The organism is Microvirga sp. TS319, from assembly GCF_041276405.1.
Taxonomy (GTDB): Bacteria; Pseudomonadota; Alphaproteobacteria; order Rhizobiales; family Beijerinckiaceae; genus Microvirga.
The window spans coordinates 1,766,577-1,788,592 of sequence record NZ_JBGGGT010000001.1; the positions used below are offsets into that span (position 1 = coordinate 1,766,577).

At 60.0% G+C, this 22,016-nt stretch carries 18 protein-coding genes; 8 read left to right on the forward strand and 10 right to left on the reverse strand.

The window, feature by feature from the left end; all coding sequences use genetic code 11:
- The first annotated feature begins 10 nt into the window (after positions 1–10).
- Genes cyoC through AB8841_RS08090 form a run of 3 tightly spaced genes read left to right on the forward strand, consistent with a single transcriptional unit; the run spans position 11 to position 1,772 of the window.
- On the forward strand, positions 11–628 hold the full coding sequence (gene cyoC / locus AB8841_RS08080) for a cytochrome o ubiquinol oxidase subunit III (protein WP_370435578.1): 618 nt from the start codon (positions 11–13) through the stop codon (positions 626–628).
- On the forward strand, positions 625–1,032 hold the full coding sequence (cyoD, locus tag AB8841_RS08085) for a cytochrome o ubiquinol oxidase subunit IV (protein ID WP_370435263.1): 408 nt from the start codon (positions 625–627) through the stop codon (positions 1,030–1,032). The genes cyoC and cyoD overlap by 4 nt, the downstream gene beginning before the upstream one ends.
- 53 nt (positions 1,033–1,085) lie before the next feature.
- On the forward strand, positions 1,086–1,772 hold the full coding sequence (locus AB8841_RS08090) for an SURF1 family protein (protein WP_370435264.1): 687 nt from the start codon (positions 1,086–1,088) through the stop codon (positions 1,770–1,772).
- 206 nt (positions 1,773–1,978) lie between these two features.
- Here AB8841_RS08090 and AB8841_RS08095 read toward each other — a convergent pair whose 3' ends face one another.
- The 8 genes from AB8841_RS08095 to AB8841_RS08130 form a co-directional block, all read right to left on the reverse strand.
- On the reverse strand, positions 1,979–2,284 hold the full coding sequence (locus AB8841_RS08095) for a hypothetical protein (protein ID WP_370435265.1): 306 nt from the start codon (positions 2,282–2,284) through the stop codon (positions 1,979–1,981).
- A gap of 744 nt (positions 2,285–3,028) precedes the next feature.
- Positions 3,029–4,024, reverse strand: a complete 996-nt coding sequence (locus AB8841_RS08100; protein WP_370435266.1) for a TAXI family TRAP transporter solute-binding subunit — start codon at positions 4,022–4,024, stop codon at positions 3,029–3,031.
- 344 nt (positions 4,025–4,368) lie between these two features.
- Positions 4,369–5,448 carry a hypothetical protein gene (locus AB8841_RS08105; protein WP_370435267.1) on the reverse strand — a complete coding sequence of 360 codons (1,080 nt, stop codon included), beginning with the start codon at positions 5,446–5,448 and terminating at the stop codon, positions 4,369–4,371.
- A 204-nt stretch (positions 5,449–5,652) separates the two neighbouring features.
- Entirely contained in the window at positions 5,653–6,618 is a 966-nt protein-coding gene (locus AB8841_RS08110) for a hypothetical protein (protein ID WP_370435268.1), read from the reverse strand.
- Between the two features lie 3 nt (positions 6,619–6,621).
- On the reverse strand, positions 6,622–7,977 hold the full coding sequence (locus AB8841_RS08115) for an HlyD family type I secretion periplasmic adaptor subunit (protein ID WP_370435269.1): 1,356 nt from the start codon (positions 7,975–7,977) through the stop codon (positions 6,622–6,624).
- Positions 7,974–9,809 carry a type I secretion system permease/ATPase gene (locus tag AB8841_RS08120; RefSeq protein ID WP_370435270.1) on the reverse strand — a complete coding sequence of 612 codons (1,836 nt, stop codon included), beginning with the start codon at positions 9,807–9,809 and terminating at the stop codon, positions 7,974–7,976. Before AB8841_RS08120 ends, AB8841_RS08115 begins: the two co-directional genes overlap by 4 nt.
- A gap of 157 nt (positions 9,810–9,966) precedes the next feature.
- Positions 9,967–10,257 carry a hypothetical protein gene (locus tag AB8841_RS08125; protein WP_370435271.1) on the reverse strand — a complete coding sequence of 97 codons (291 nt, stop codon included), beginning with the start codon at positions 10,255–10,257 and terminating at the stop codon, positions 9,967–9,969.
- A 337-nt stretch (positions 10,258–10,594) separates the two neighbouring features.
- Positions 10,595–11,233, reverse strand: coding sequence for a hypothetical protein (locus AB8841_RS08130; protein ID WP_370435272.1), 639 nt, complete (start codon positions 11,231–11,233; stop codon positions 10,595–10,597).
- A 529-nt stretch (positions 11,234–11,762) separates the two neighbouring features.
- Here AB8841_RS08130 and AB8841_RS08135 point away from each other — a divergent pair.
- Together AB8841_RS08135 and AB8841_RS08140 are read left to right on the forward strand one after the other, a co-directional pair.
- A complete protein-coding gene (locus AB8841_RS08135; RefSeq protein ID WP_370435273.1) occupies positions 11,763–12,554 on the forward strand; it encodes a response regulator transcription factor in 792 nt (263 codons plus the stop codon).
- Positions 12,555–12,681: 127 nt separating this feature from the next.
- The gene (locus AB8841_RS08140; RefSeq protein ID WP_370435274.1) at positions 12,682–12,840 is read left to right on the forward strand and encodes a hypothetical protein; all 159 of its coding nucleotides are present in this window, start codon (positions 12,682–12,684) and stop codon (positions 12,838–12,840) included.
- Positions 12,841–12,917: 77 nt separating this feature from the next.
- Here the strand turns inward: AB8841_RS08140 and AB8841_RS08145 are convergent, their stop codons facing one another.
- Both AB8841_RS08145 and AB8841_RS08150 read right to left on the reverse strand, forming a co-directional pair.
- Complete coding sequence (locus tag AB8841_RS08145; protein ID WP_370435275.1) at positions 12,918–15,968, reverse strand: efflux RND transporter permease subunit; 3,051 nt, start codon at positions 15,966–15,968, stop codon at positions 12,918–12,920.
- The gene (locus AB8841_RS08150) at positions 15,965–16,921 is read right to left on the reverse strand and encodes an efflux RND transporter periplasmic adaptor subunit (protein ID WP_370435276.1); all 957 of its coding nucleotides are present in this window, start codon (positions 16,919–16,921) and stop codon (positions 15,965–15,967) included. Before AB8841_RS08150 ends, AB8841_RS08145 begins: the two co-directional genes overlap by 4 nt.
- A gap of 368 nt (positions 16,922–17,289) precedes the next feature.
- Here AB8841_RS08150 and AB8841_RS08155 point away from each other — a divergent pair, with 368 nt between their 5' ends.
- The 3 genes from AB8841_RS08155 to shc all read left to right on the forward strand — a co-directional run bounded on the left by AB8841_RS08155 (position 17,290) and on the right by shc (position 22,014).
- Positions 17,290–17,826 carry a DUF2147 domain-containing protein gene (locus AB8841_RS08155; protein ID WP_370435277.1) on the forward strand — a complete coding sequence of 179 codons (537 nt, stop codon included), beginning with the start codon at positions 17,290–17,292 and terminating at the stop codon, positions 17,824–17,826.
- Between the two features lie 18 nt (positions 17,827–17,844).
- Positions 17,845–19,236 carry an aspartate aminotransferase family protein gene (locus AB8841_RS08160; protein ID WP_370435278.1) on the forward strand — a complete coding sequence of 464 codons (1,392 nt, stop codon included), beginning with the start codon at positions 17,845–17,847 and terminating at the stop codon, positions 19,234–19,236.
- Between the two features lie 801 nt (positions 19,237–20,037).
- Positions 20,038–22,014, forward strand: a complete 1,977-nt coding sequence (shc, locus tag AB8841_RS08165) for a squalene--hopene cyclase (protein ID WP_370435279.1) — start codon at positions 20,038–20,040, stop codon at positions 22,012–22,014.
- The last annotated feature ends 2 nt before the right edge of the window (positions 22,015–22,016 follow it).

The window sequence follows — 22,016 nt, forward strand, 5'->3', positions numbered from 1 at the left end:
GATGCATGAAATGACTCCACCACCCGGCACTACGGCACCGGTCTTCTACCAGCACGAGGAGCACGCCCACGGCGAGGGAGGCACGCTGTTCGGATTCTGGATCTACCTGATGGGCGACAGCCTCATTTTCGCGGTCCTGTTCGCCACGTTCGGCGTGCTCGGCCGCAATTATGCGGCGGGCCCGTCGGGAGCGGATCTGTTCGACCTTCGGCTTGTCGCCGTCAATACGAGCCTCCTTCTCCTTTCATCGATTACCTACGGCTTCGCCATGCTGGAGATGGACAAGGAGCGCGTTGCCAAAACCCTCGCCTGGCTCGCGGTAACCGGTCTGCTCGGTGCAGCCTTTCTCGGAATCGAGCTTTATGAATTCGCACATTTGATCAGCGAGGGCGCTACCCCTCAACGCAGCGCCTTTCTTTCCTCCTTCTTTACGCTCGTGGGGACGCATGGCCTGCACGTCACGTTCGGCATCGTCTGGCTCGTGACGCTGATGGTTCAGGTGCGCCAGCGCGGTCTCGTCGCGGAGAACCAGCGTCGGCTCATGTGCCTGTCCATGTTCTGGCACTTCCTCGACGTGGTCTGGATCGGCGTATTCACCTTCGTTTACCTGATGGGGTCCATGCAATGAGTGAGGTTGCTGCGTCCGGGATCGGTCCGAATCAAGGTCGGAGTGAGGCGCATGGGGAGCATCACCCTCATGGCGCGCAGGGCACGTTCAGGAGCTACATGACCGGCTTTATCCTGTCGGTCATCCTCACCGCCATACCGTTCTGGCTCGTCATGGGCAATGTCCTGAACGATACGCGCATGACCGGCATCGTCATCATGGCGCTGGCGGCGGTACAGATCATTGTTCATATGATCTACTTCCTGCATATGAATACCAAGTCAGAGGGCGGCTGGACCTTCCTGGCCCTGCTGTTTACGCTCATTCTTGTTGTTATCACGCTGGTTGGCTCGATATGGGTCATGTACCACCTGGACCAGAACATGATGCCGATGACGCCGCACGAGGCGTTGCAAAAGCCCTGACTGCCAAAAGCATCGCTGCGCTGGCCGCATTCGACATCGCAGCGATTCTGCTCGTGGTCGCCCTCGCCTCGCTCGCCGTCTGGCAGGTCCATCGCCGCGCCTATAAGCTCGACCTGATCGCGCGCGTGGAGACGCGGGTTCACGCAGCCCCAACCCCTGCGCCAGGGCCGGAAGACTGGGCAGGCATATCGGCTGGCACGGACGAGTACCGCCGCGTAATGATGACGGGGACCTGGGTTGATGATCGCTCGACGCTCGTCCAAGCCGTGACGGATCTGGGTGGTGGATATTGGGTCATGACGCCTTTAGCCCGCGATGACGGGACGACAATCCTCATCAACCGAGGCTTCGTGCCAGCGACCGAACGCGATCCGGCCACGTGGCGACCTCAGGACCCGGGACCCGTCACCATAGTGGGCCTCCTGCGCATGTCCGAGCCAGGTGGTGCCTTTTTGCGGGCAAACGACCCGACTTCGGATCGCTGGTTTTCCCGCGACGTGGCGGCGATCGCCGCGTCGCACCGCTTAGCGAAGGTCGCACCCTACTTCATCGATGCCGAACGCACCCCCGGCAAAAGCGGCTTGCCCGTCGCAGGGCTGACGGTGATCGCCTTTTCGAACAATCACCTCGTCTATGCACTCACCTGGGGCGTTTTGGCGATGATGGCCGCAGCCGGGGCAGCCTTCGTCAACGTGGAGCGGCTGCATCCTGGATGGCTCGGACCGCGCGAGCCAACGTAATGGCCTCATTTGTCCCGCTCCGTTGTGACTGCGCTCAGTGCCGGCCCGCAAGGTCGTTGCGGCCTGGCACACCGGACGTGGCAGGCGAAATCCGTCTTGTGAAACAGGGCTTCGGTTTGCCGGCCTGAATGGGCCGCTCGACTGGGTTCGCTCTGCCCCTCTCAAGTCCATACAACAGAGCCCTCATAGACGAGCCTCAAGACAGGCTATGATTTCATGGCCAGCGGCACCATAGTCTTACAGTGATGCAGTTCGACTAGCTTCTGCACGAGCCATTCCCGCTGTCTCGTTTGGCGCACATCGAGTTGTTTGAGGAAGCGCAGCTTAAGAACCTCCGGGCCCGCCCAATCCAGCAAACATTGTCGATTCGTCTCGAAACTCGCCTCGATGGCGGCGAGAATCGCCAAGACATCATCGATTTGGCGGGCAATGTCGCTTTCGCGGGCCTGATCATGATCGTTATCCGGAGTCCTGCTCCAGATATCGGCACTGCTTGAAACGGTAATCGTCATAGTGAATCCCTTTCAGGATAGGTTCAGCATGATGTTATGCCTCACTCATGCCATCCAGGGATTCACCCCCGAAGCAAGGAACGGGCAGAGTGGGGCGAGGCGCATAGGAGCCTCCGGCTTCGAACGCGAGGGACGCTCACGTAGCAGGCACCGCCGCCAATAGCCGGCCTGACCCGCAAGCGCATCGGGCTGTTCAAGCTAGAGGCGGACCTGTCGGGGGCGCGGTGTGGAGATGATGGAGAGAGAGAGTGGCGGAATACGGATCGGAACGGCTCCGAAAAGCTTGAGCGAGGCTTGGAGTAAAGTCGGTGGGCTCACCCACGTGGACCGGTCGGACAAGATCATCACAATCGTTGAAGCAGCTGGCTCTCCCCTGCTCCTCCATCACATCGTCGAGGTCGTGATCCTGATCCGGTAGCAGGGCGAAGAGATTAGCATCAAGGCGAGACGCCGAGCCGTCCGAAGTTCGGATGAGCCATACAGCAAATAGACCTGCCACAAGCAGCACGACGAGAAGAAATCGAACTGCGAGTGCGGGGAACCGTCCGGGGCCCAAAGCTCAACATCCTCAAGGAACTGTACTTATCAGATCACCCGGATTATGGCGAAAGCAGGTCCCGGCCTTCGCAGGATCAGGAGCATTTGGTTCGCGCTGGCTGCTCCTTGGAGCTAGAGCAGCGCATCGTTTGAGCGGCCCCGAAGGGCCAAGTCCGCACGATGCGCTAGCACTTGCGATCTGAGCCGTTACCGGGTTGGCCGTCCGCCGTTTTCCCGCGCTCTCCTCCATTCGATGAAATCCTTGTAGAGATCCTCGTAATGGCCCCATGAGATTGGAAGAGAACAGTTGCCCTCCGAGGTGGCGAATGTCTCGAAAGCGCGCTGCTCGTCCGTTCGCTGGATCCTGAGCTCCAATAAGTCCTGCACTGGCTTGAAGCGCAACCAGCCGGGAACTCCCGCTTCCCGGATATCCTTCCAACGCGGAGGATGGCCGAGCCGATCGAGTTCGTAGGAATGAGCGTCGATCGCTTGCGCTAAGCGCACCAGGCGCCGGTAGCGAGAACTTCCCTCGGGCCAGTTGCGGACAGCGAGGACGCGGCTGACCGCCGCAGTCGCAACCTGCTCATCTGCCTCGACCAGATGCGGATAATCATCACTGGTGAAACGGGCCGGAGGATAGTCGGGTGCGAGCGATCCAGCCGGAAGGGGGAGCAAATGGAACTGCCCCTCGGATGGAAAGGCGAGCACTTCGCTCGAAGGACTCGAGGCGAGCAGGATCGCGGCCTGGATCTCGCCCGAGACCAAGCGCTGCTGAGCCGTGCGCTGATCGTCCGTCGTGAACTCCGGCCTGATCCCGAGACTTTGGAAGATGCGGCGCGCCGTCAGGTGAGTACCGGTACCCACCCGGTCGATGTTGACCTTGCGCCCTTCCAGTTGCCCAATCTCCGTAATGCCGCGGGGGGCCAGGACATGAAGCTCCTTGCTGGGGACCTGAAAGATATAGCGCAGTTCGTCCTTGGCGCTGCCCTGCAGGGACTCCGGCAGAGACCTGAGAGCATCTGTCTGCACGATCGCGACATCGGCCTCAGGCCTGTTGATCAGCTTCAAGAGGTCCTCGACCGGCCCCTGGCTGGCTATCGCTTGGAGCTGCGGATCGTCGCCGTCGAGGATCGTGGCCAAGTCGGCAATAGTGCGCGAATATGCGCTGTTCTCCTCACCTGATACGATGCGAATAGGCGGCATAACGCGGGCCCTCTCGGAGCCTCGCCGCGAGGGAGCTTTCGGCGGCAGCGGGACAGGCCCTAATGAGGCACCTCTCGCTCGCCTAATTCCGTTTTCAGTCTCGGGCGGCTCGCTGGAGCAGCCTCCCAGGCAGAGATAGAAAGCCGCAACGGCAAGTACGCAGACCGAACGCAACACGACAGTGCCCCCAAAGGTCCCCAGCCCTGTCTCAGCTTCCACTGGAAGGTTGATACGCAGGTGCGGCGGCGTCCATCACAATGAAGTGGGCGGCCAGCTTTCCCTTATGTTATGGTTAATGTCTGGGACGGTTCTGCCAGGCAGGAAACGCTGCTCCGGATCCAAGGTCAGATCGTAGCGAAATCGATCCGCACGGTTGTTTCCTGATCGACGTAGGCGGTCTGCAACGCGTCTACGTCCATATCGATCTCGCCTGCCCGATCCGTGATGTCCACCGTCGCATCCTGGTCGGCAACAGCGTCCTGGTCGACGTCGATCTCGACCTTGACGACATAGCGCTCCTCCAGGTCGTCCTCGATGTCGATGTCGATGTCGACATCCTGGTTCATCTCAAGGCTCTGATCGATGCTTACGTCTCCACCCCTGTGCCCGTCGCTAAGGTGGATGTCCAGGGTCGTGTTCTGCTCGACCGCAATCCTATCCTTCAGGAAGAGATCGACATAGAGGACATCGTCCACGTCGAAAATCCTCAGATCGATATCGACGCTTTGATCGATCCGCATGTCTTGATCGACCGTCACGAAGAAGCGTCCTTCACCGTCGATATCGATATCAATATCGGCGTCCTGATCCATCAGAAGATCCTGGTCGATATGAAGGCGAGCGACGACCTTTCCCACATAGCCCTGGACGATGACGTGCGCGTCCTGATCCACCTCGGCTACCTGCGTTACGCTGATGGTGTGGGCATCGTCGTGCTCGGCGGCATCGCCGGCGGGCGTGCTCGGGCCGACCGGCTCTCGGTTGATGGTATGGGCGTCATCGTCTCCATCCCGCTCATGCCCATCCCGTTCGTGCTCTTCCTGCGCATTCCCTCGTGGCAAATGGCCGCCAGCTCCCCTGTCGCCGGATGTTGCGATCGGCTTGGGCAGCTCAATAGTCGGGGTCCCGCCGCTGGTCTCAACCTGAGCGTGCTCTGCTTCTCCCCTTTCAAGAGCGGAGACGTGCAGTGGCGCGGATGAATGGGGGGCCGCTTTGATCGGCATCGATGCGCGCCCGCCGGCATCGTCCTCGTGGTGAGGAGACAGATCGGCCAACGGGTGCGCTGCCGTAGCGACAGTAGAAGGCGAACCAGTCTCCTCCATGATGGGAGCGCCATCGAAATCCGCCTCCAGCAGAACGTCGTCATCCAGATAAGGCTGGATGAAGGGCAGCAGATCCCGAATACCTTTGTCCGCAGGAAGCATCCGATCCTCCCCATGCTCGGAGGCACGTGGTCCTATGATGAGCTTGTCCGCTTCGTATTCTAGAGACCTGTTCCGGTGAGCCGGGCTAATTCTTTCAGATGAGGAACCGCAGAACTGGGAGGATGGAAGGCTTTCGAACCCCGATTATTCAACACTGGATGCATCAAGTAAGCCAGTTGGTTCGCACTGGCGATCCTCGAGCGCTCACTCGTTTTCGGCGCGCCGATTCCGGCACTCGGCTGAGGGCCGCAAGGTGCTACGCAGGCAGGGGCCGAACACGGCAATAGCGCTTTCGGGACGGGCGTAGAGTTTCCTGCTGCCATGCCCCAGATCCGGAACCTCAACCAGGGACCAGCCAAACGCCAGTCCTCTCGCCGCTGCGCTGGCCTTGGCGGCCTCATAGGCCGCATGACCGCGTTCGTACCGGGTCGCTCCCTGACGCTCAGCGCCCGGGCTCTTATCGAGACCTGTCCGGTTGGTATCTTGGCCCGACAGGAGAACCACGATGGGCGAGGCAAGATAGTGCTGACGGTCAGCGTCGCTGACGATCGTCAGACCGCCAAAGCCATAAGGGTATTTGCGCTCCCACATGGGCATAACATAGCTGCCGGGATTGGCCAGCACGATCCGGAGCGCCCCGTTCGGAAAGAACGCCGCAAACCGTCCGAGGAACTGCGCCCCGGCCGAATGGCCGATCAGAGAATACGGCATGTCCGGCCTCCCCTCCCCGACGCGCAGCGCATCAATGAGCTCCAACACGAGATGTCCCGTGCGCCTCTCCTTTGGTTTGAGGCGGAAACGTCTCCTTCCATCCTCCTTGACGAGATCGCCGAGGCCCCCGAACTGATACGCCCAGCGAGGGAAGCGCGCCTCGTCGAACAGGGGGGCGACCACGAGAGCGCAGCCCGCTTCGGCCAAGGGGAGAGCATTGTCGCGGGCGAGGCTCGGATTGCGGTCCGAACCGTGAAACACGACGACGAGAGGTCCGTTCCGAAAGCAGTTCGCCTTGTAGGCCTGCACGCGCCAGGTGATTGCGCCAACCTGCACCTCCCGCTCCGACTTGCCCTGCGCAAAAGGCTCGCTCCGCAGCGGAGAAGAGGTGCCCGCGAAGAGCAGGGCCAGCCACAGGTGCGACGAGCGAAATCCTGCCACGACCGACCGACCGCTCATCTCTCAATCCTCGCGAAAGGCCCGGTTGAAGCTGTCGAGAATCGGACGAAGCACATAATTCGCAGCCGTAAACTCGCCGGTCTTGATCAGCACTTCGACCGGCATGCCGGGCATGATCTCCACTTCCGGCAGATCCTTCAGGGATGCTTCGTTGATCCGGATCCGGGCGACATAATAGGGAAGCTCAGTCTCCTTGTCGACGAGCCGGTCGGCCGAGACGTAGGTCAGCACGCCTTCGACAGGGGGCACCCGCCGATGCTTGTAAGATAGAAGGCGCACGTGGGCCTCAAGACCAGTACGGACCAGATCGATGTCCTCCGGCTTGACCCGGACTTTCACGATCAGCCGATCCTGGCGAGGAACGAGATCCATAAGAGGCTCACCGGCGGCGATCACCCCGCCTGGCGTATGGATGCGCAGATCCGTGATGGTGCCGGCCTCGGGCGCGCGAATCTCCGTGCGGGCGAGCACATCGCCCGCTGCCTGGATACGCTCGAGGATCTGGAAGATCAATGCCTGGGTTTCGCGCAAACTCTGGGCGACTTCGGTGTGGAAGTCGCTTTCCAGCTTCAGGATCATCGCCTGGGATTCGCCGACTGACTGCTCCGCGCGCGAGATCTGGGCCAAGGCGTCTCCGCGGCGTCCGTCGATCTCCGCCTGCTCACGTTCGAGCTGCAGGAGACGCGGCTTCGTCTGCAGGCCCTTGGCGACGAGCGGAGCTATGGCGGAGACCTCCTCCTTGATGATCTCCGCCCTCTTCCTGGCAGCCTCCTCCTGGAAATGAAGACCGACGATTTCCCGTTCCGTTTGCGCCCTACGCTGCTGGATGATTTCGATCCGCGACCCTTGAAGCCTTCGGCGGGTATCGAAGATCTTGGCCTGTCCGGCCAAGATCTCCTCCAGGTCCGCACTGCTCTTGGCAGCCAACCGGAGAGCCATTGGGAACTCGATCGCCTCGCGACTGTCGCGCTCCGCCAGGAGACGCGCCTCGCGGGCCTGCGCGTCCCAGAGCTGCCCCTGGAGTACCTGAACGGCGGCCCGGGCTCTCGTGCCGTCAAGGCGGATCAGCACCTGACCCGGCGTGACCTCGTCGCCATCCTTTACAAGGATCTCGGCCACAATGCCTCCCTCCAGGTGCTGGATGGTCTTGCGGCTCGACTCGGCTTCGATGGCTCCCCCTGCAATCGCTGCGCTTTCCAAAGGCGCATAAATCGCCCACACCCCGAACCCGACCACGAAGATGCCGACGAGAGCGAAGGCGTTGGTCGCCAGGAGGCGCAAGCGCTGGAGCGGGGTCTCTGACGGCGGCGGCAGGACGGCCGCAAGCTCATGGACGAGAACGTTCCTCGATTCTCTCATGACACAGCCCTCTGAGTCTCCTCACCTGCCCCTGTCTCATCGGATCCCTTGGCCTGCGGCGGCTCGGAGGAGTGGATGTCCGGGAGCGGCCTCGCCCTCTTGCGGGTGGTAATCTGAGGATTTCTGACAGGAAGAATCGTGCGTCCGCTCCTGATCTTTTCGGCAACCTCGCGTCGCCGTCCAAAAGCATTCATCGCCCCGTTGTCGAGCACGAGAACCTTGTCGGAAAGATTCAAGATCCCGAGGCGTTGAGCGATGATCACGATGGTCGTTCCGCGGTCGCGCATTTCCTGGATCGCCTGCCGCAGCGCCTCTTCGCCGTCGGGATCGAGGCTGGCGTTTGGCTCGTCCAGGACAATGAGCTGGGGATTGCCGAAGAAGGCTCGTGCCAGGCCGAGCCGCTGACGCTGTCCGCCCGACAGCCGCAGGCCCCCCTCCCCGATATCCGTTTCATAGCCCCTGGGAAGGCGCATGATCGTCTCGTGCAATCCCACCAGGGTAGCGGCAGCGATCACATCCTCTGACGGGGCGTCCTGAAGGCGGGCGATGTTGTCGCGGACCGTGCCACCGAACAGCTCGATGTCTTGAGGGAGATAACCGAAATAATGGTGGCCGCCGGAGGCCTGCCAGATTGCGATGTCGGCACCGTCTAGGCGGACATGCCCCGATGTGGGGGCGAGCGTGCCCGCGATGAGGCGCGCAAGGGTAGACTTTCCCGCCCCTGAAGGCCCCACCACGCCCAGGATTTCGCCCGGATCGAGCGAAAAGGTCAGTCGGCGCACGGTCGGCGTATCCGCTCCCGGAGGCGTGAACGTCACCCGCTCCAGAGTGAGAGCGCCGCTGGGGCGCGGCAGCCTCATGACCTCCCGGCCTTGAGGAGCCGCCGCCATGATCTTCTGAAGGCGGCTGTAGCCGAGGCGCGCACTGGTCACGGCCTTCCAGGTTCCTATGGCCCCCTCAACCGGACCCAGAGAGCGGCCAAGCAGGATCGAGCTCGCGAAGATCGCACCCGGGCTGACGTCGTGCACGATCACGAGCCAAGCGGCGCAGGCCATGACGATAACCTGAGTGAGAAGCCTGACGAAGCGTGCGAAGGCCTGGATCGCTGCGGCCCTCGCCGAGGCGGTGAGTTGCGCCTCCTTGGCATAGGATTGGTTCTCGTGCAGGAGCCGGGCGACCCCCGGAAGCATCCCCATCGTACTGATAGCCTCGACATTGCGCAGGAGCGACTCGAACCGGTGCTGGCTCTCGACCCAGGCGGCGCTTGAGCGCGCAAAAAGGTTCCGCGTCACCATCTCATTGAGCAGCGCCAACCCGAACAGAACGATCGACGCCGTGAATCCAATGACGCCGAGCAGCGGATGAACAAGGATCATCGCGAGAATGAAGATCGGCGTCCACGGAAGGTCGAATAGCGCCGTGCAGGCCGTTCCGCTGAAGAACGAGCGCAGCCCGCTCAGATCACGCCACGCCTGCGCCGCTGCCGACGGATCATTGCGCAAGGCCGATTGAACAGCGCTGATCAGTACAGAAGCCTGGAGGCGGTCATCGAGCCATGTGCCGATACGGCCAAGCATGCTGCGCCGCAGTGCCTCCAGGATCGCGTGCACAGCCAACGCGACAACCACGATGGAGGTGAGCATGACGAGGGTATCGAAACTCCTACTCGACAGCACATGGTCATAGATTTGGAGGAGATAGAGAGGAACCGTCAGGGCCAGCAGGTTCACAAAGAAGCTGAGCGCGAAGACTAGGAGGAGCGAGACCCTGCAGAGGCTGAAGGCGCGCTCAATTTCCGTCTTCTTGCGAGTTTTCATCCAGGTGAGAGCCATGGGCGAAACATCTCCGCGATGGCGTAACAGGAAGCGGGTATGACCTGTCCCTAATTGATCTGATATTATCGGACGAGCCATGTGAACGGATACGCTGCATCCGACATCAAGATCAGCGCCCGGACACCGTCCGGGCGCCTCAAATCAGCAGAATGCATCAGGCGAAGTCGAAATCGATGTCAATATCCGCATCCTGATCGGCGTCCTGCTCCTGATTGACGTCGACATCAACGTCCTGATCCTGGTCAACATCGACATCAGCATCGTTACTCTGATCGTTGTCGTTGTCGTTATCCTGATCGGTGTCGTTGTCGTTGTCCTGATCGATGTCGACATCAGAGTCCTGATCCGCGTCTACATCCACGTCTTGGTCTTGATCTTGGTCGAGGTCCTGATCAATATCAGCATCGATATCGATGTCGAAATCGTTGTCATCGAAGTCAGCCATAGTGAAACCTCCCATTCGGAAGCTTGATGAAAGCCACCCTGGAAAACCTTTGTACCAGGAGCAGATCGACGATCGAGCAATCGGCAAATCACCTTGTGCTTCGTCGATTCATGATCATTCGCCGGTTCGCACCACAACGGCTAGTTGCCAAATCGCATTCGAACCAAAGGCCCATATTTCCGACCCGGCCGTCATCCTCATAGGTTATGGCCGCCGGGACAGGTGATGGCTCAAAGTAGTACGACCAACTCCGATACCTACTCCATTCATACTCTTGGCCACAAACGGGAACCGAGCCCGGACTTCCAGGCTCGCCGCATCTCACGCCCAAACTGGATTAATCATTGACGCCACTCAGGTCGACCATGATATCGACATCTGCATCCGCCAACGCATTCTCATCGAAGTCGACGCCGATCTTGTCGCCATCTTCGGCAACGAGGCCCCGGACTACCGCGTTGATAAGAGAGTCGATGCCCACAGCGGGATCTACATCAATATCACCGCGAACCTCCACGTCGACATCGATGTTCCTGTCAACCTCGGAGTCGTCTTCGATATCACTGTCAATGCTGTCCTTGTCCCCTTCATCGATATCGATATCGATGTCGCTCTCAATCTCGACATCGTCCTCAACCTTCGCGTCGATCTCAACGACGATGTTGCCGTCATCGTCCTCGCTTATTTCAACTTCAACGTCGATCCTCTGATCAACCTCCAGCCTCTGAACGCCTGCTACATCGACCTCTCGACCATCACTGTCATCATCGACGTCGACATCGATATCCTGATCGACCTCGCCGTTCTGATCGATTTCCGTATCGAGATCGACGCTCACAGGGCGCGGGCTGATGACATCTATCTCTATGTCGACATCGTCATCGGTTGAGGAATTCTGATCGACGTCGATTTCCCGGTCCAGGACGTCATCATCGGTCTTTTCCGTCGAGCGCCCATCATTGTCGTCGTTCTTCATGGCAGGACTCCACAACATAAGGCTCTGGCGACCCAGCATTATTTTATTTGCGAATGAGAAAAAGAGACCAAGTTGGGCGAGATGTTTTGAATAGGCGGACTACAGGATCCCTGAGTATTAAGCCGATCGAATTTGGGATTACGCTCGGCTTCGTTATACGCTTGCCGAGAACATTACCTGTTCGAATGGGCATGAAGAGGCGTATCTTGGGCCCTTAAGAAAATAAGTTGATGCTAGAATAAGTTTCCAATCTTCGTCCATTTATTTGCCGACGCCCTCCTATCGGACCAATCATTTTGCGATAATGCAAATGGGTAATACCCAAAGCATGAATAATATGGTCAGATCATCCTAGGATTCACTTCAACAAGAAGTCTGATGCTATCCCCTCGCAGAGTTATTTTAGGTCGATTGCCCGGCGTATGAATGAATTGCGCCCAATGCACATGGTCCGAGATTAGGACGTCGCGACGAGACACTGACTGTGGAGTTTTCATCGCAGTAGGGCAGAGCAAGGGAAGCAATGCCTATGTCGAGCTTAGCGAGACACCATCAACCTGAATTTCGTCAAGGTTGCATCGTCATCATTGATGACGAGCTCCTCTCCCAGGATTGCCTAGCTGAAGCGATAAGGGGAGAATTTCCCCAAATGAGGATCATCGGAATTCCGACTGTCCATGACCTCGTCCGGCCTGCGGAAATTGCGATCGAAGGGGTTCTTCTGAAAGTTCATCCCCGTTCCGGCAACTCCCACAACCTGACGCACGACGTTAGGGCTGTCTGCCAATATTTCGCCCGTGCCCCCGTGGTCGTCATATCGTCCAGGGACGACATTTCCACTGTTGAAGCTGCGGCTGCCGCCGGAGCGCGCGGCTTCATTCCCGTCACGACCTCCTTCAAGATTGCGATCGCCGCCCTTCGGCTGGTGCTGGCCGGCGGAACTTACTATCCGCATTCGTTCAACGGCAAGCTCGACCCGAGCAACGTCGTTCTCGAAGTCACTCATGAAAATACCATAGAGTATCCTTCGGATCTTTTATCGCACCCAGCTCTCCCTACCGATGTTCCGCAGGACGAGCTGGGATACGAGAAGGAGTTCAACGGCTTCAATGCAGCCTTTACCGCTCGGGAAATTGATGTTCTGACTGCTCTGCGGCAGGGACGCTCCAACAAGTGGATCGCGCATCACCTCAACCTGTCAGAGAATACCGTCAAGGTTCATATCCGAAATATTATGCGGAAGCTGAATGCAACCAACAGGACTCAAGTCGTCGTCCTGTCTCAGAGCCTCGTCCCAAATGGAAAGATGAATGGTGGTTAACCGGCACCTGCTCTGACGCGGCACCGCTGCATTACCTTGGCAGTTTCAGGGAAGGCGGCGATCCGAGGAGCCGCCCTCTTGTCTCTCTGTTCGAGCGCCTCCGTCTTCCGGTCGGGATCATTCCGCTGTGCGGGTGCTGGCGAGGAACGTCCGGCATCAGCTCCCGCAACTGGCTGAGATGATGCTGGAGCGGGGCGTTGAGGTGATGCGGATGATCCGCTACGGCCATCGCGGCCTGACAGGCGAGATCCGTCCTGTGAAGCAGCTCTTCGGTCCGCCGGCCTGAGTGATCCGATCGACTGGGTTGGCTCTGACCTTCTCAAGTTAATGCAACAGAGGCCCCATAGACTGCGCCCGCGCGGGTCAACGAACGAACCGGCGCAGGAAACGGGAGAAATCCTCCACCAATACGAACGCTGCTGGGACGAAGACAAGTGAGAGGAGTGTCGAGACGACGAGACCGCCGATAACCGCTATCGCTATGGGCGCCCGCGCCTCCCCGCCGTCGCCGATGGCGAGTGCCGAGGGGACCATGCCGGCGACCATGGCGACCGTGGTCATGATGATCGGTCTGGCGCGCTTGCGTCCGGCGTCGACAATAGCATCCTGCGGACTCATCCCCTTCGACTGCGCCTCCAGCCCGAAATCAACCAGGAGGATCGCATTCTTCGTCACAATGCCCAGCAGCATCAGGATACCGATCGCAACCGGCATACTGATGGGCTGGCGAACAGCCAACAGGCCTAGCATCGCGCCCCCAATAGAGAGCGGCAGTGAGAAGAGAATCGTCAAGGGCTGCAGGAAGCTCGCGAAAAGGACAACCAGCACGCTGTAAACGAGAAGGAGACCCGCCAGCATGGCGGTCGAGAAGCCCTTGAACAGATCCGTCATGACCTCAGCGTCACCCGCCTCGCGCACGGTGACGCCGGCTTCGGGAGTACGCGCAGCGGGCAGTGCGAGTATCGCCTTGACGGCATCGCCGAGCGCGGCTCCGCCGACCAGGTCAGCCTCAACAGTTACGCTGCGGGAGCGATCGTGGCGCTCAATCGAGGCCGGGCTGCGGCCAATCTCCACGTCCGCCACCGCGGCGAGCGGAATCGGCTGCATGCCCGAGGGCCTGCCCTGTGGCGGAGAAAGGCGTACCGCATCGAGTTCTCGCGGGTCCGTGAGCGTCGCAGGATCGAGGCGAACGCGAATGGGAACGAGCTGGTCGGCGGCATCGAAGTGGGGAAGGTTCGTTTCGACATCGCCAACGGTCGTGACGCGGATCGCGCGCGCAAGCGCCGCGGCGGGAAGCCCGAGCGCAGCAGCGTCGACAGGCCGCGGGACAATGCGAACCTCCAGCCGGTCGAGGGACGCGGTGGAGATCACATTGGCAAGCATGGGAAGACGGCGCATCTGCGCCGCTAGGTCGGCCGCCGCAGTCGAGACTTTTGCGCCATCGGCACCCATGACGATGATCATGACGGGCCTGAGACCGTTTGCGTCGAGGAAATAGGAGCGGATATCGGGTACGTTGACGAGTTCCGCCGCAAGGACGGCTTCGAGCTCGCGTTGGGTGCGGCTTCGTTCAGAACGGGGTGTATAGTTGACAACAAAGGTAGCATCGCGTGCCTCCGGCGTTCCGATTGGCACACGCCCTCCTTGAGCCAGAACGGAGCGCACCTCCGGCACCTCCTTGAGACGATGCGTGATGAGATCGGCGGTGCGACGGGTGTCGGCGAGGTCGACACCAGGAGGGAGTTCGACAACAATGAGTGAGCGGCTCGTATCCTGCGGGGGCAGAAGCGAAGTCGGCAGTAGCAAGGCACTCGCGATCGAGGCAACGAAGACGGCAAGCCCGATAACCACCGTAGCAATTCTGTGACGGACCGACCAAGCGACAAGCCGCGTATAGGTGCGCAGCACCCGGCCCTCCCTTTCGAGGATGTCCGGTACGGCAGGGAGGCCATAGGCCGCCATCATCGGCGTGATGAGGCGGGCGACGAGCAGTGAGAAAAACACCGCGACTGCAATAGTAACACCGAATTGCCTGAAGAATTGGCCCGCAACACCGCCCATGAAGCTTGAGGGTACGAAGATTGCAATCAGGGTCGCTGTCACGGCGATGACGGCCAGTCCGATCTCGTCTGCGGCCTCGAGCGCCGCTTCGTAGGCACCCTTTCCCATTCGCATGTGGCGGATAATGTTCTCGACCTCGACAATGGCGTCGTCGACGAGAATGCCGGTCGACAGCGTAATGGCAAGGAGTGTCACGAGGTTGAGCGAGAAGCCCATGACATCCATAACCCAGAAGGTCGGGATGACTGAGAGCGGCAATGCGATCGCCGCAATCAGAGTGGCGCGCCAGTCCCAAAGGAAAATAAACACCACGATGACGGCGAGTATCGCGCCCTCAACGAGTGCGCTCATCGTGGCTCTGTAGTTGCCGACTGTATAGTCGACCGGTGAATCGATAAGGCGAATCTCGTAGTCGGGGTTCGCTCGCTGCAGGACAGCGATTCGATCCGCAACCCCGCGAGCGACGTCGACGTCGCTCGCGCCACGGGCCCGGGAGACTGCAAAGGCGACGATGGGCTCACCGTCAAAAAGGGCGAAGGTCCTCGGCTCAGCCTTGCCATCCGTCACAGTACCGAGATCATCGAGACGAACTGTGCCGCCAGTCGGCAGGACGATAGGAATGGCAGAAAGGCTTGAGATGCTGCGAACGCCGGCAAGCGTGCGGATCGTCGCATTGCGGCCTCCGACCTCTACGCCCCCGCCTCCAACGTTGACGTTTGCCGCACGCAGTTGCTCATTCACATCGACGACAGTGACACCTGCGTCCGCCAGCTTCAGGGGATTGAGATGGACTGCGATCTCGCGCTCGGAACCGCCAATGCGCCTGATACCCGCGATTCCACGGAGTCCGAGCAGCGCCCGCTTGACGGTCTCGTCGACGAACCAGGAGACTTGCTCCGGCCCGCGGTCTTTAGACTTTACCGCATAGGTGACGATCGGTAGGCCAGCAATTTCGATGCTCTGGACGATGGGAGCCTGCACGGCCTGGGGTAGTTCAGCGCGGATGCGCGTCACTGCATCGCTAACGTCGTTGACCGCAGTGGTCGCATCCATCTCAAGGTGAAACTCGATCACCGTCGTCGAGAGGCCATCCGTAATGGTTGAGGAGATGTGACGCACGCCAGCCACGCCTGCCACGGCGTTTTCGACAGGTGTCGTTACCTGGGTTTCAATCTCCGTCGGCGATGCGCCGTACATCGGCACAGTAACGGACACGATCGGAAGGTCGACCGCAGGAAGGCGCGTAACCGGCAGCTGTCGGAAGCTCATAAGACCAAGCAGACACAGCACGAGGAAGAGGACAATAGCAGGGATCGGCTGGCGGATCGACGCTGCCGATATCGGGATCCTCATTGCTGCACCTCTGCAGGCGCCGTGCGCACGACATCGCCCTCGCGTAGGAAATCGGACGCGCGGGCGACGACGCGATCGCCGGCCGCCAGCCCGGATTCGACTTCGACCATGTCGCCCTGAATGAGGCCAGTCTTCACCGCGACACTCTCTACTTTACCATCGCGCACGCGACGAACCAGCGTTTGATCACGCTCGGAGACAAGAGCTGAAAGCGGGATGCCCGGGCCGCAGCTCTGCCCCGTCTCGATGACGCCTGACACGGAAGCGCCGAAGGGCAGCCGCGGGTCTCCATCAAAGTTGATACGCACCAAGGCGAGCCGGCTCTGCCGGTCCACCTCCGGCGCGACGAGGTGCACTTGACCGCGGATCTCCCCTCCAGGGGTCTGGAGGAGCACAGCGCGACCGGTCTGCACGTTAACGAGGCGGCTCGCCGGCAGCCCCGTCATCACGTCCATGGCACCATCGCGGGCGATCCGAAACAGGGGTTCCACGGAGGATGCGGAGACAATGAGACCCACCCGGGCACTGCGGGCCAGTACGATGCCGCCAGCAGGTGCCGTCACGTCGATCGACCCGCCACCCGGTGGCTCCGGCCGGCTGAGCCGCGCCAGCACTTGGCCGCTCCGAACCCGCTCGCCCGCCTCGACGGGCACCTCGTTGACGCGTGCGCCTTCAACGAGAGGGATAACGAGCACCTCCTCGCGGGGCACAAGCGTACCGATGAAGAAGACGCGGTCCTCGAAGCAGGTCTGGGTGGCGGTAGCAACCGTGACGGTCGGTGCCGGCATTGTGGCTTGCGCCGTGCCAGGCGCCGGCCACAGCGTCAGGACGACTGGAACCAACCAGCCTATGAAGAGAAGAGCCGTCGCCATCCGCTTCAGTTTCCCCAGAAGAGGGCGCCGCGGGCGGCTGGGCTCATCTAAAGCAGAGCTTCCGCGGTTATGCTGAGCCATGTTGAGTCGTGTACCGGCAGGTTCCATCCCGCACCCACTCATGTCCCGTTAAGCAATCCTGCAACGGCTGACGCAGATACCGTGGCCCGGCCGAGGTTTGCCGCGACAAGCGATTTCTTGCAGACGCATCAACCGTGTGAGCGCCCGCACAATTCCCCCGGAACTATTGGGCTTCGTCAGCATAATGACTGGTGATAGCCTGAAAGGTTCCACAAGGTCGTTCCGTGTTCCGTCCGCCCTTGCGCGAGAACCCATGCCTCATGCTTGCCGCTTTGAGATTACAATAAGCGAGGTCAGAAGCTGCTCGTTGCGCAACCGTGAATCTGCTCAGGCTCAACCGGAGCGGACCCGTGGGGTCCGGGACCAACATGGTCAGCCAGAAGGTACTTGCCGCGACCTTCCTCGCGGTATTCATCACCGTCCCGTCTTTGGCCCAGCCCGAAAATAGGCCGAGGACGTCTGCTACCTCGCAAAAGCCGGCGCCTATCGACGGTGAGTGGATTGTCGCCGACCAGACCGCACGCATCCGCATCGCACCCTGCGGCAATGGCAGCGACGGAACTCATTGTGGCACACTCACCTGGACAAAGACACCGGGGGGCGTCGACTCGAACAACCCCGACCCGGCCCAACGCAACAAGCCGCTTCTGGGACTTGAGATCATCAAGGGTATGATGCTCAAGGGGCAGAACTTGTGGGAGGGCACCGTTTACAACGCCACCAATGGCAAGACCTATATGGCTACTCTGGCGCCGCAGAGCCCGACCACACTCAAGATCGAGGGCTGCATCCTTGGCGGCCTTCTCTGTGACGGCGAAATCTGGACGCGCGCGGTCGAGACCGGTGGTACAGTTTCGCCCAAGCCCGCCGACGGCACCCGCCCCCGCTCCGTACAGCCCCGCTAAAAGGATCCGGAGTTGCCAATGAGTCTTGATATCCCTGCACTCTTCCATGCTCACGGAGAGGACCGCTACGACCTGCACATCCGCTATCTCAACGAGCAGATGGTACGTGTGCTGAAGGTGCTCGGCTACGATGTAAGCTTCCACCGGGCCCAGGGCGCTCATCTGTGGGACCGCGACGACCGGCGCTACCTTGACCTCCTGTCCGGCTGGGGCGTCTTCGCACTCGGGCGCAATCACAAGGGCGTTCGCGAGGCACTCGTCTCAACGATCGATGGAGAGCTTCCGAACCTCGTGCAGATGGACGTCTCGCCACTCGCGGGCCTTCTCGCCGAGCGGCTCCTGTCCCACACACCCTATCTCGACAAGGTGTTCTTCGCCAATTCAGGGGCCGAAGCCGTCGAGGCCGCCCTCAAGTTCGCCCGCGGCGCCACCGGCCGGCCGGGCATACTCTTCGCTAGTCACGCCTTTCATGGACTCACCTATGGCAGTCTGTCGGTTACTGGCGACGAGATGTTCCGAAGAGGTTTCGGGCCGCTCTTGCCGGACTGCGCTGAGATCCCCTTCGACGACCTCGCTGTCCTTGAGCGTGCGCTCGCGTCGAAGACCATCGCGGCCTTCATCGTCGAGCCTATTCAGGGTAAGGGCGTCAACATGCCCTCCGAGGGCTATCTGAAGGGTGCGGCGGAGCTGTGCCGGCTCCACGGGGCTCTCTTCGTCGTAGACGAAATTCAAACAGGCCTCGGCCGCACGGGCAAGTTCCTCGCCATCGAGCATTGGGGTGTTGAGCCCGACATGGTGCTCCTGGCGAAAGCGCTTTCGGGTGGCTACGTGCCGGTTGGAGCTGTGCTGACCCGTCGCTGGATCTTCGACAAGATCTTCGACCGGCTGGACCGAGCAGTCGTGCACGGCTCGACCTTCTCGAAAAACGACCTCGCCATGGCCGCCGGGCTTGCGACGCTGCATGCCCTCAAGGAGGAGCGGCTGATTGAGAATGCAGCTGAGAAGGGGACGCGTCTGATGACCGCCTTCGGGCGCATGGCCGAGCGTTACGAATTCGTGAAGAAGGTGCGCGGCAAGGGGTTGATGATAGGACTCGAGTTCGGCCCACCGCGGTCCCTCAAACTGAAGGCTGCCTGGAGCGCCCTCGAGGCCATGAACCAAGGTTTGTTCTGCCAGCTTATTACGGTTCCCCTGTTTAAGGAGCACGGCGTCCTGTGCCAGGTAGCGGCCCACGCGAGCCATGTCGTGAAGCTCCTGCCGCCACTCGTTATCGATGAGGGGGACTGCGCCTGGATCGAGCATGCCTTCGATACCGTGATTGCCGATTCCCACCGCGTCCCAGGTGCCGCATGGTCCCTTGGCAAGACGCTCGCCAGCCACGCGATGAAGGCGAAGGCCGGCGCTGCGTGAGGGCACGATCGGGCAGCAGCATACCTGCCTGCAGCTTTCTTATGCTAGACCATCGGACGCGGGAAGTGAGAACCGGTATTGCGTGAAAAATGCTCGAGACCATAGACTGACCGCATCGGATGTGAGTTCGGTTTCACATTCGATGCTGTAGGCAGAGAGGCGAACGATGCTCGGCTCAATCTGGACGGGTTCTCCGAGCCGCCGCCCCAACGCTGGCTCGACATTCTGCCTCGTAATCGATGCAGGCGCTGCTGGAGGTCAGGAGGTAGTCGGGACTTGCCCTGCCTCTTTATCGATATGACATAAGGTCGTATGGATTGTATAGTTCATGACCTCCAGCACTGCTTTCAGGAGGAGCAGGCGCATGGCCAGTATAGTGGTGAACGAGAATGGCTCCCCCCTTGTTGCCAGAAGCCTGTTCTATACAGCCAAGCATATATTGCCACGCTTTTGGCGTAAGACAATGTACGCCGCATATGCGCTCCGCCGAGCCGTTAACGACATTCCAGATAGCCGATCATATCGCGCCAGTCACCCCAGACAGCTTCGAGCACCGCGAACATGCGCCCGCCACTCCGGAATCGGGCATATCTGCATCCAACTGTTCGATACAGCATCCATTCATTTCCAAGCGGAGACTGTCCACGCTGGGCATTCGCGTCTCGTGAAGGCAATGTTAGCATATGGGCCAGTTTGATTGACAGCCTCATCCAATACTTCGCCTCGAGATAGGCGTTTGATCCAAGCACACTCAACTGTTGTGAATGCAAGGACTCTTGCTCGAAGGACATGGAGTATTGAATGACTCAAGTTAGTCCTAGTCGAATTGAACTATCAACCGATGTGATTGAGACGAACATCCAAGCTGCCAGCCGTGCGCTTATCGCATGTGCGCAGGCCGACGGTCATTGGAGATTTGAGCTTGAGGCTGATGCAACAATTCCTGCCGAGTATATCCTACTAAGGCATTATCTTGGGGACCCCGCAGAAGGTGACATTGAAGAAAAGATCGCCGCGTACCTGCGCCGCATACAGATTAAGAATAATGGCTGGCCTCTCTACCATGACGGATCGTTCGACTTAAGCGCAAGCGTCAAGGCATACTTTGCCCTTAAGATGATTGGAGACCCGCCTGACGCTCCGCATATGCGTTGGGCTCGTGATGTAATTCTCGCTCATGGCGGCGCCGTAAAGAGCAATGTATTCACGCGGACATTGTTAGCACTTTATGGCGAGATTCCCTGGCGCATGGTCCCGGTCATGCCAATTGAGATTATGCTTCTCCCGCGCTGGTTCCCCGTACATGTCCTGAAGATATCCTATTGGGCACGCACGGTCCTCGTCCCGCTCATGGTCCTGCAGGCTTTGAAACCAAAGGCACGTAACCTGCGTGGCATCGGTGTCCAGGAGCTTTTCAAGGCTCCGACAGGTAGCGAGCGCAGCTGGCCAGCGGGCCCGCGTCAGAAGTCGCTCTGGGCGGGTTTCTTCGAAGCGACAGATAGTATCCTTCATCGAGCGGAGACTGTCTTTCCGAAAGGTACGCGCCAGCGTGCGATCGAGGCCGCAGTAGCATTCGTCGAAGAACGCCTGAACGGCTGTAGTGGGTTCGGGGCTATATTCCCGGCTATGGTCAATGTCCTGATGATGTACGACGCTCTAGGGTATCCAGGAGATCATCCATCCGTCATCGCGGCGCGGGAGGCAGTTGAGGCCTTGCTCGTCGTGAAGGACAATGAAGCCTATTGCCAGCCATGCCTCTCGCCCGTGTGGGATACCGCACTATGTTGCCAGACGCTCCTCGAAGTTGGAGACGATGAAGCGGAGCAGTGCGCAAAGAAGAGTCTTACTTGGTTAAGGCAGCGCCAGATCCTTGATGTAGCGGGAGATTGGGCCATGATCCGCCCCGACCTGCGCCCTGGCGGCTGGGCATTCCAATATGCCAATCCTCACTACCCCGATGTCGATGACACTGCAGTGGTCGTCATGGCGATGCATCGCGCGCGATCTCAGTCGGCTCCGCAGGATGCCAACGCCTATGACGAGCCCATTGCCCGCGGCCGCGATTGGGTTATAGGGCTGCAGAGCCAAAATGGGGGCTGGGGCGCCTTCGACGCCGATAACACTTACAGTTATCTCAATCACATTCCCTTTGCCGACCATGGAGCGCTTCTTGATCCACCGACCGCCGATGTGACGGCTCGATGTGTATCTATGCTCGCCCAACTTGGCGAGAGATCCGAAAGAGACTCGCCACTGGCTCACGGCATTGCGTATCTCCTTGCAGAGCAGGAGGACGATGGGAGCTGGTTCGGCCGTTGGGGCATGAACTATATTTACGGGACCTGGTCTGCTCTCTGTGCCCTGCGCGCAGCAAAAGTGGATCCACGTTCAGACCCCATCCGAAGAGCCGCAGAATGGCTCGTACGAATCCAGAATCCCGACGGAGGTTGGGGTGAGGATGGCGAGAGCTATCGTCTCGATTACCGGGTTCACCGGCCTGCATCGAGTAGAGCATCTCAGACGGCTTGGGCTCTCCTTGGCCTTATGGCCGCCGGGGAGGTCACGCACCCTTCTGTTGAGAGCGGCATCGAGTATCTCTGCAGCACGCAAGATCGAGATGGTTTTTGGCCCGAAGAACATTTCACGGCCACGGGTTTCCCAAGGGTCTTCTACTTGCGTTATCATGGTTACCCTAGGCTCTTCCCGCTTTGGGCGCTTGCGCGCTATCGGAACCTGAAGCAGGGTCTCTATGATACAACCGACCGAGTCGGAATGTGAGC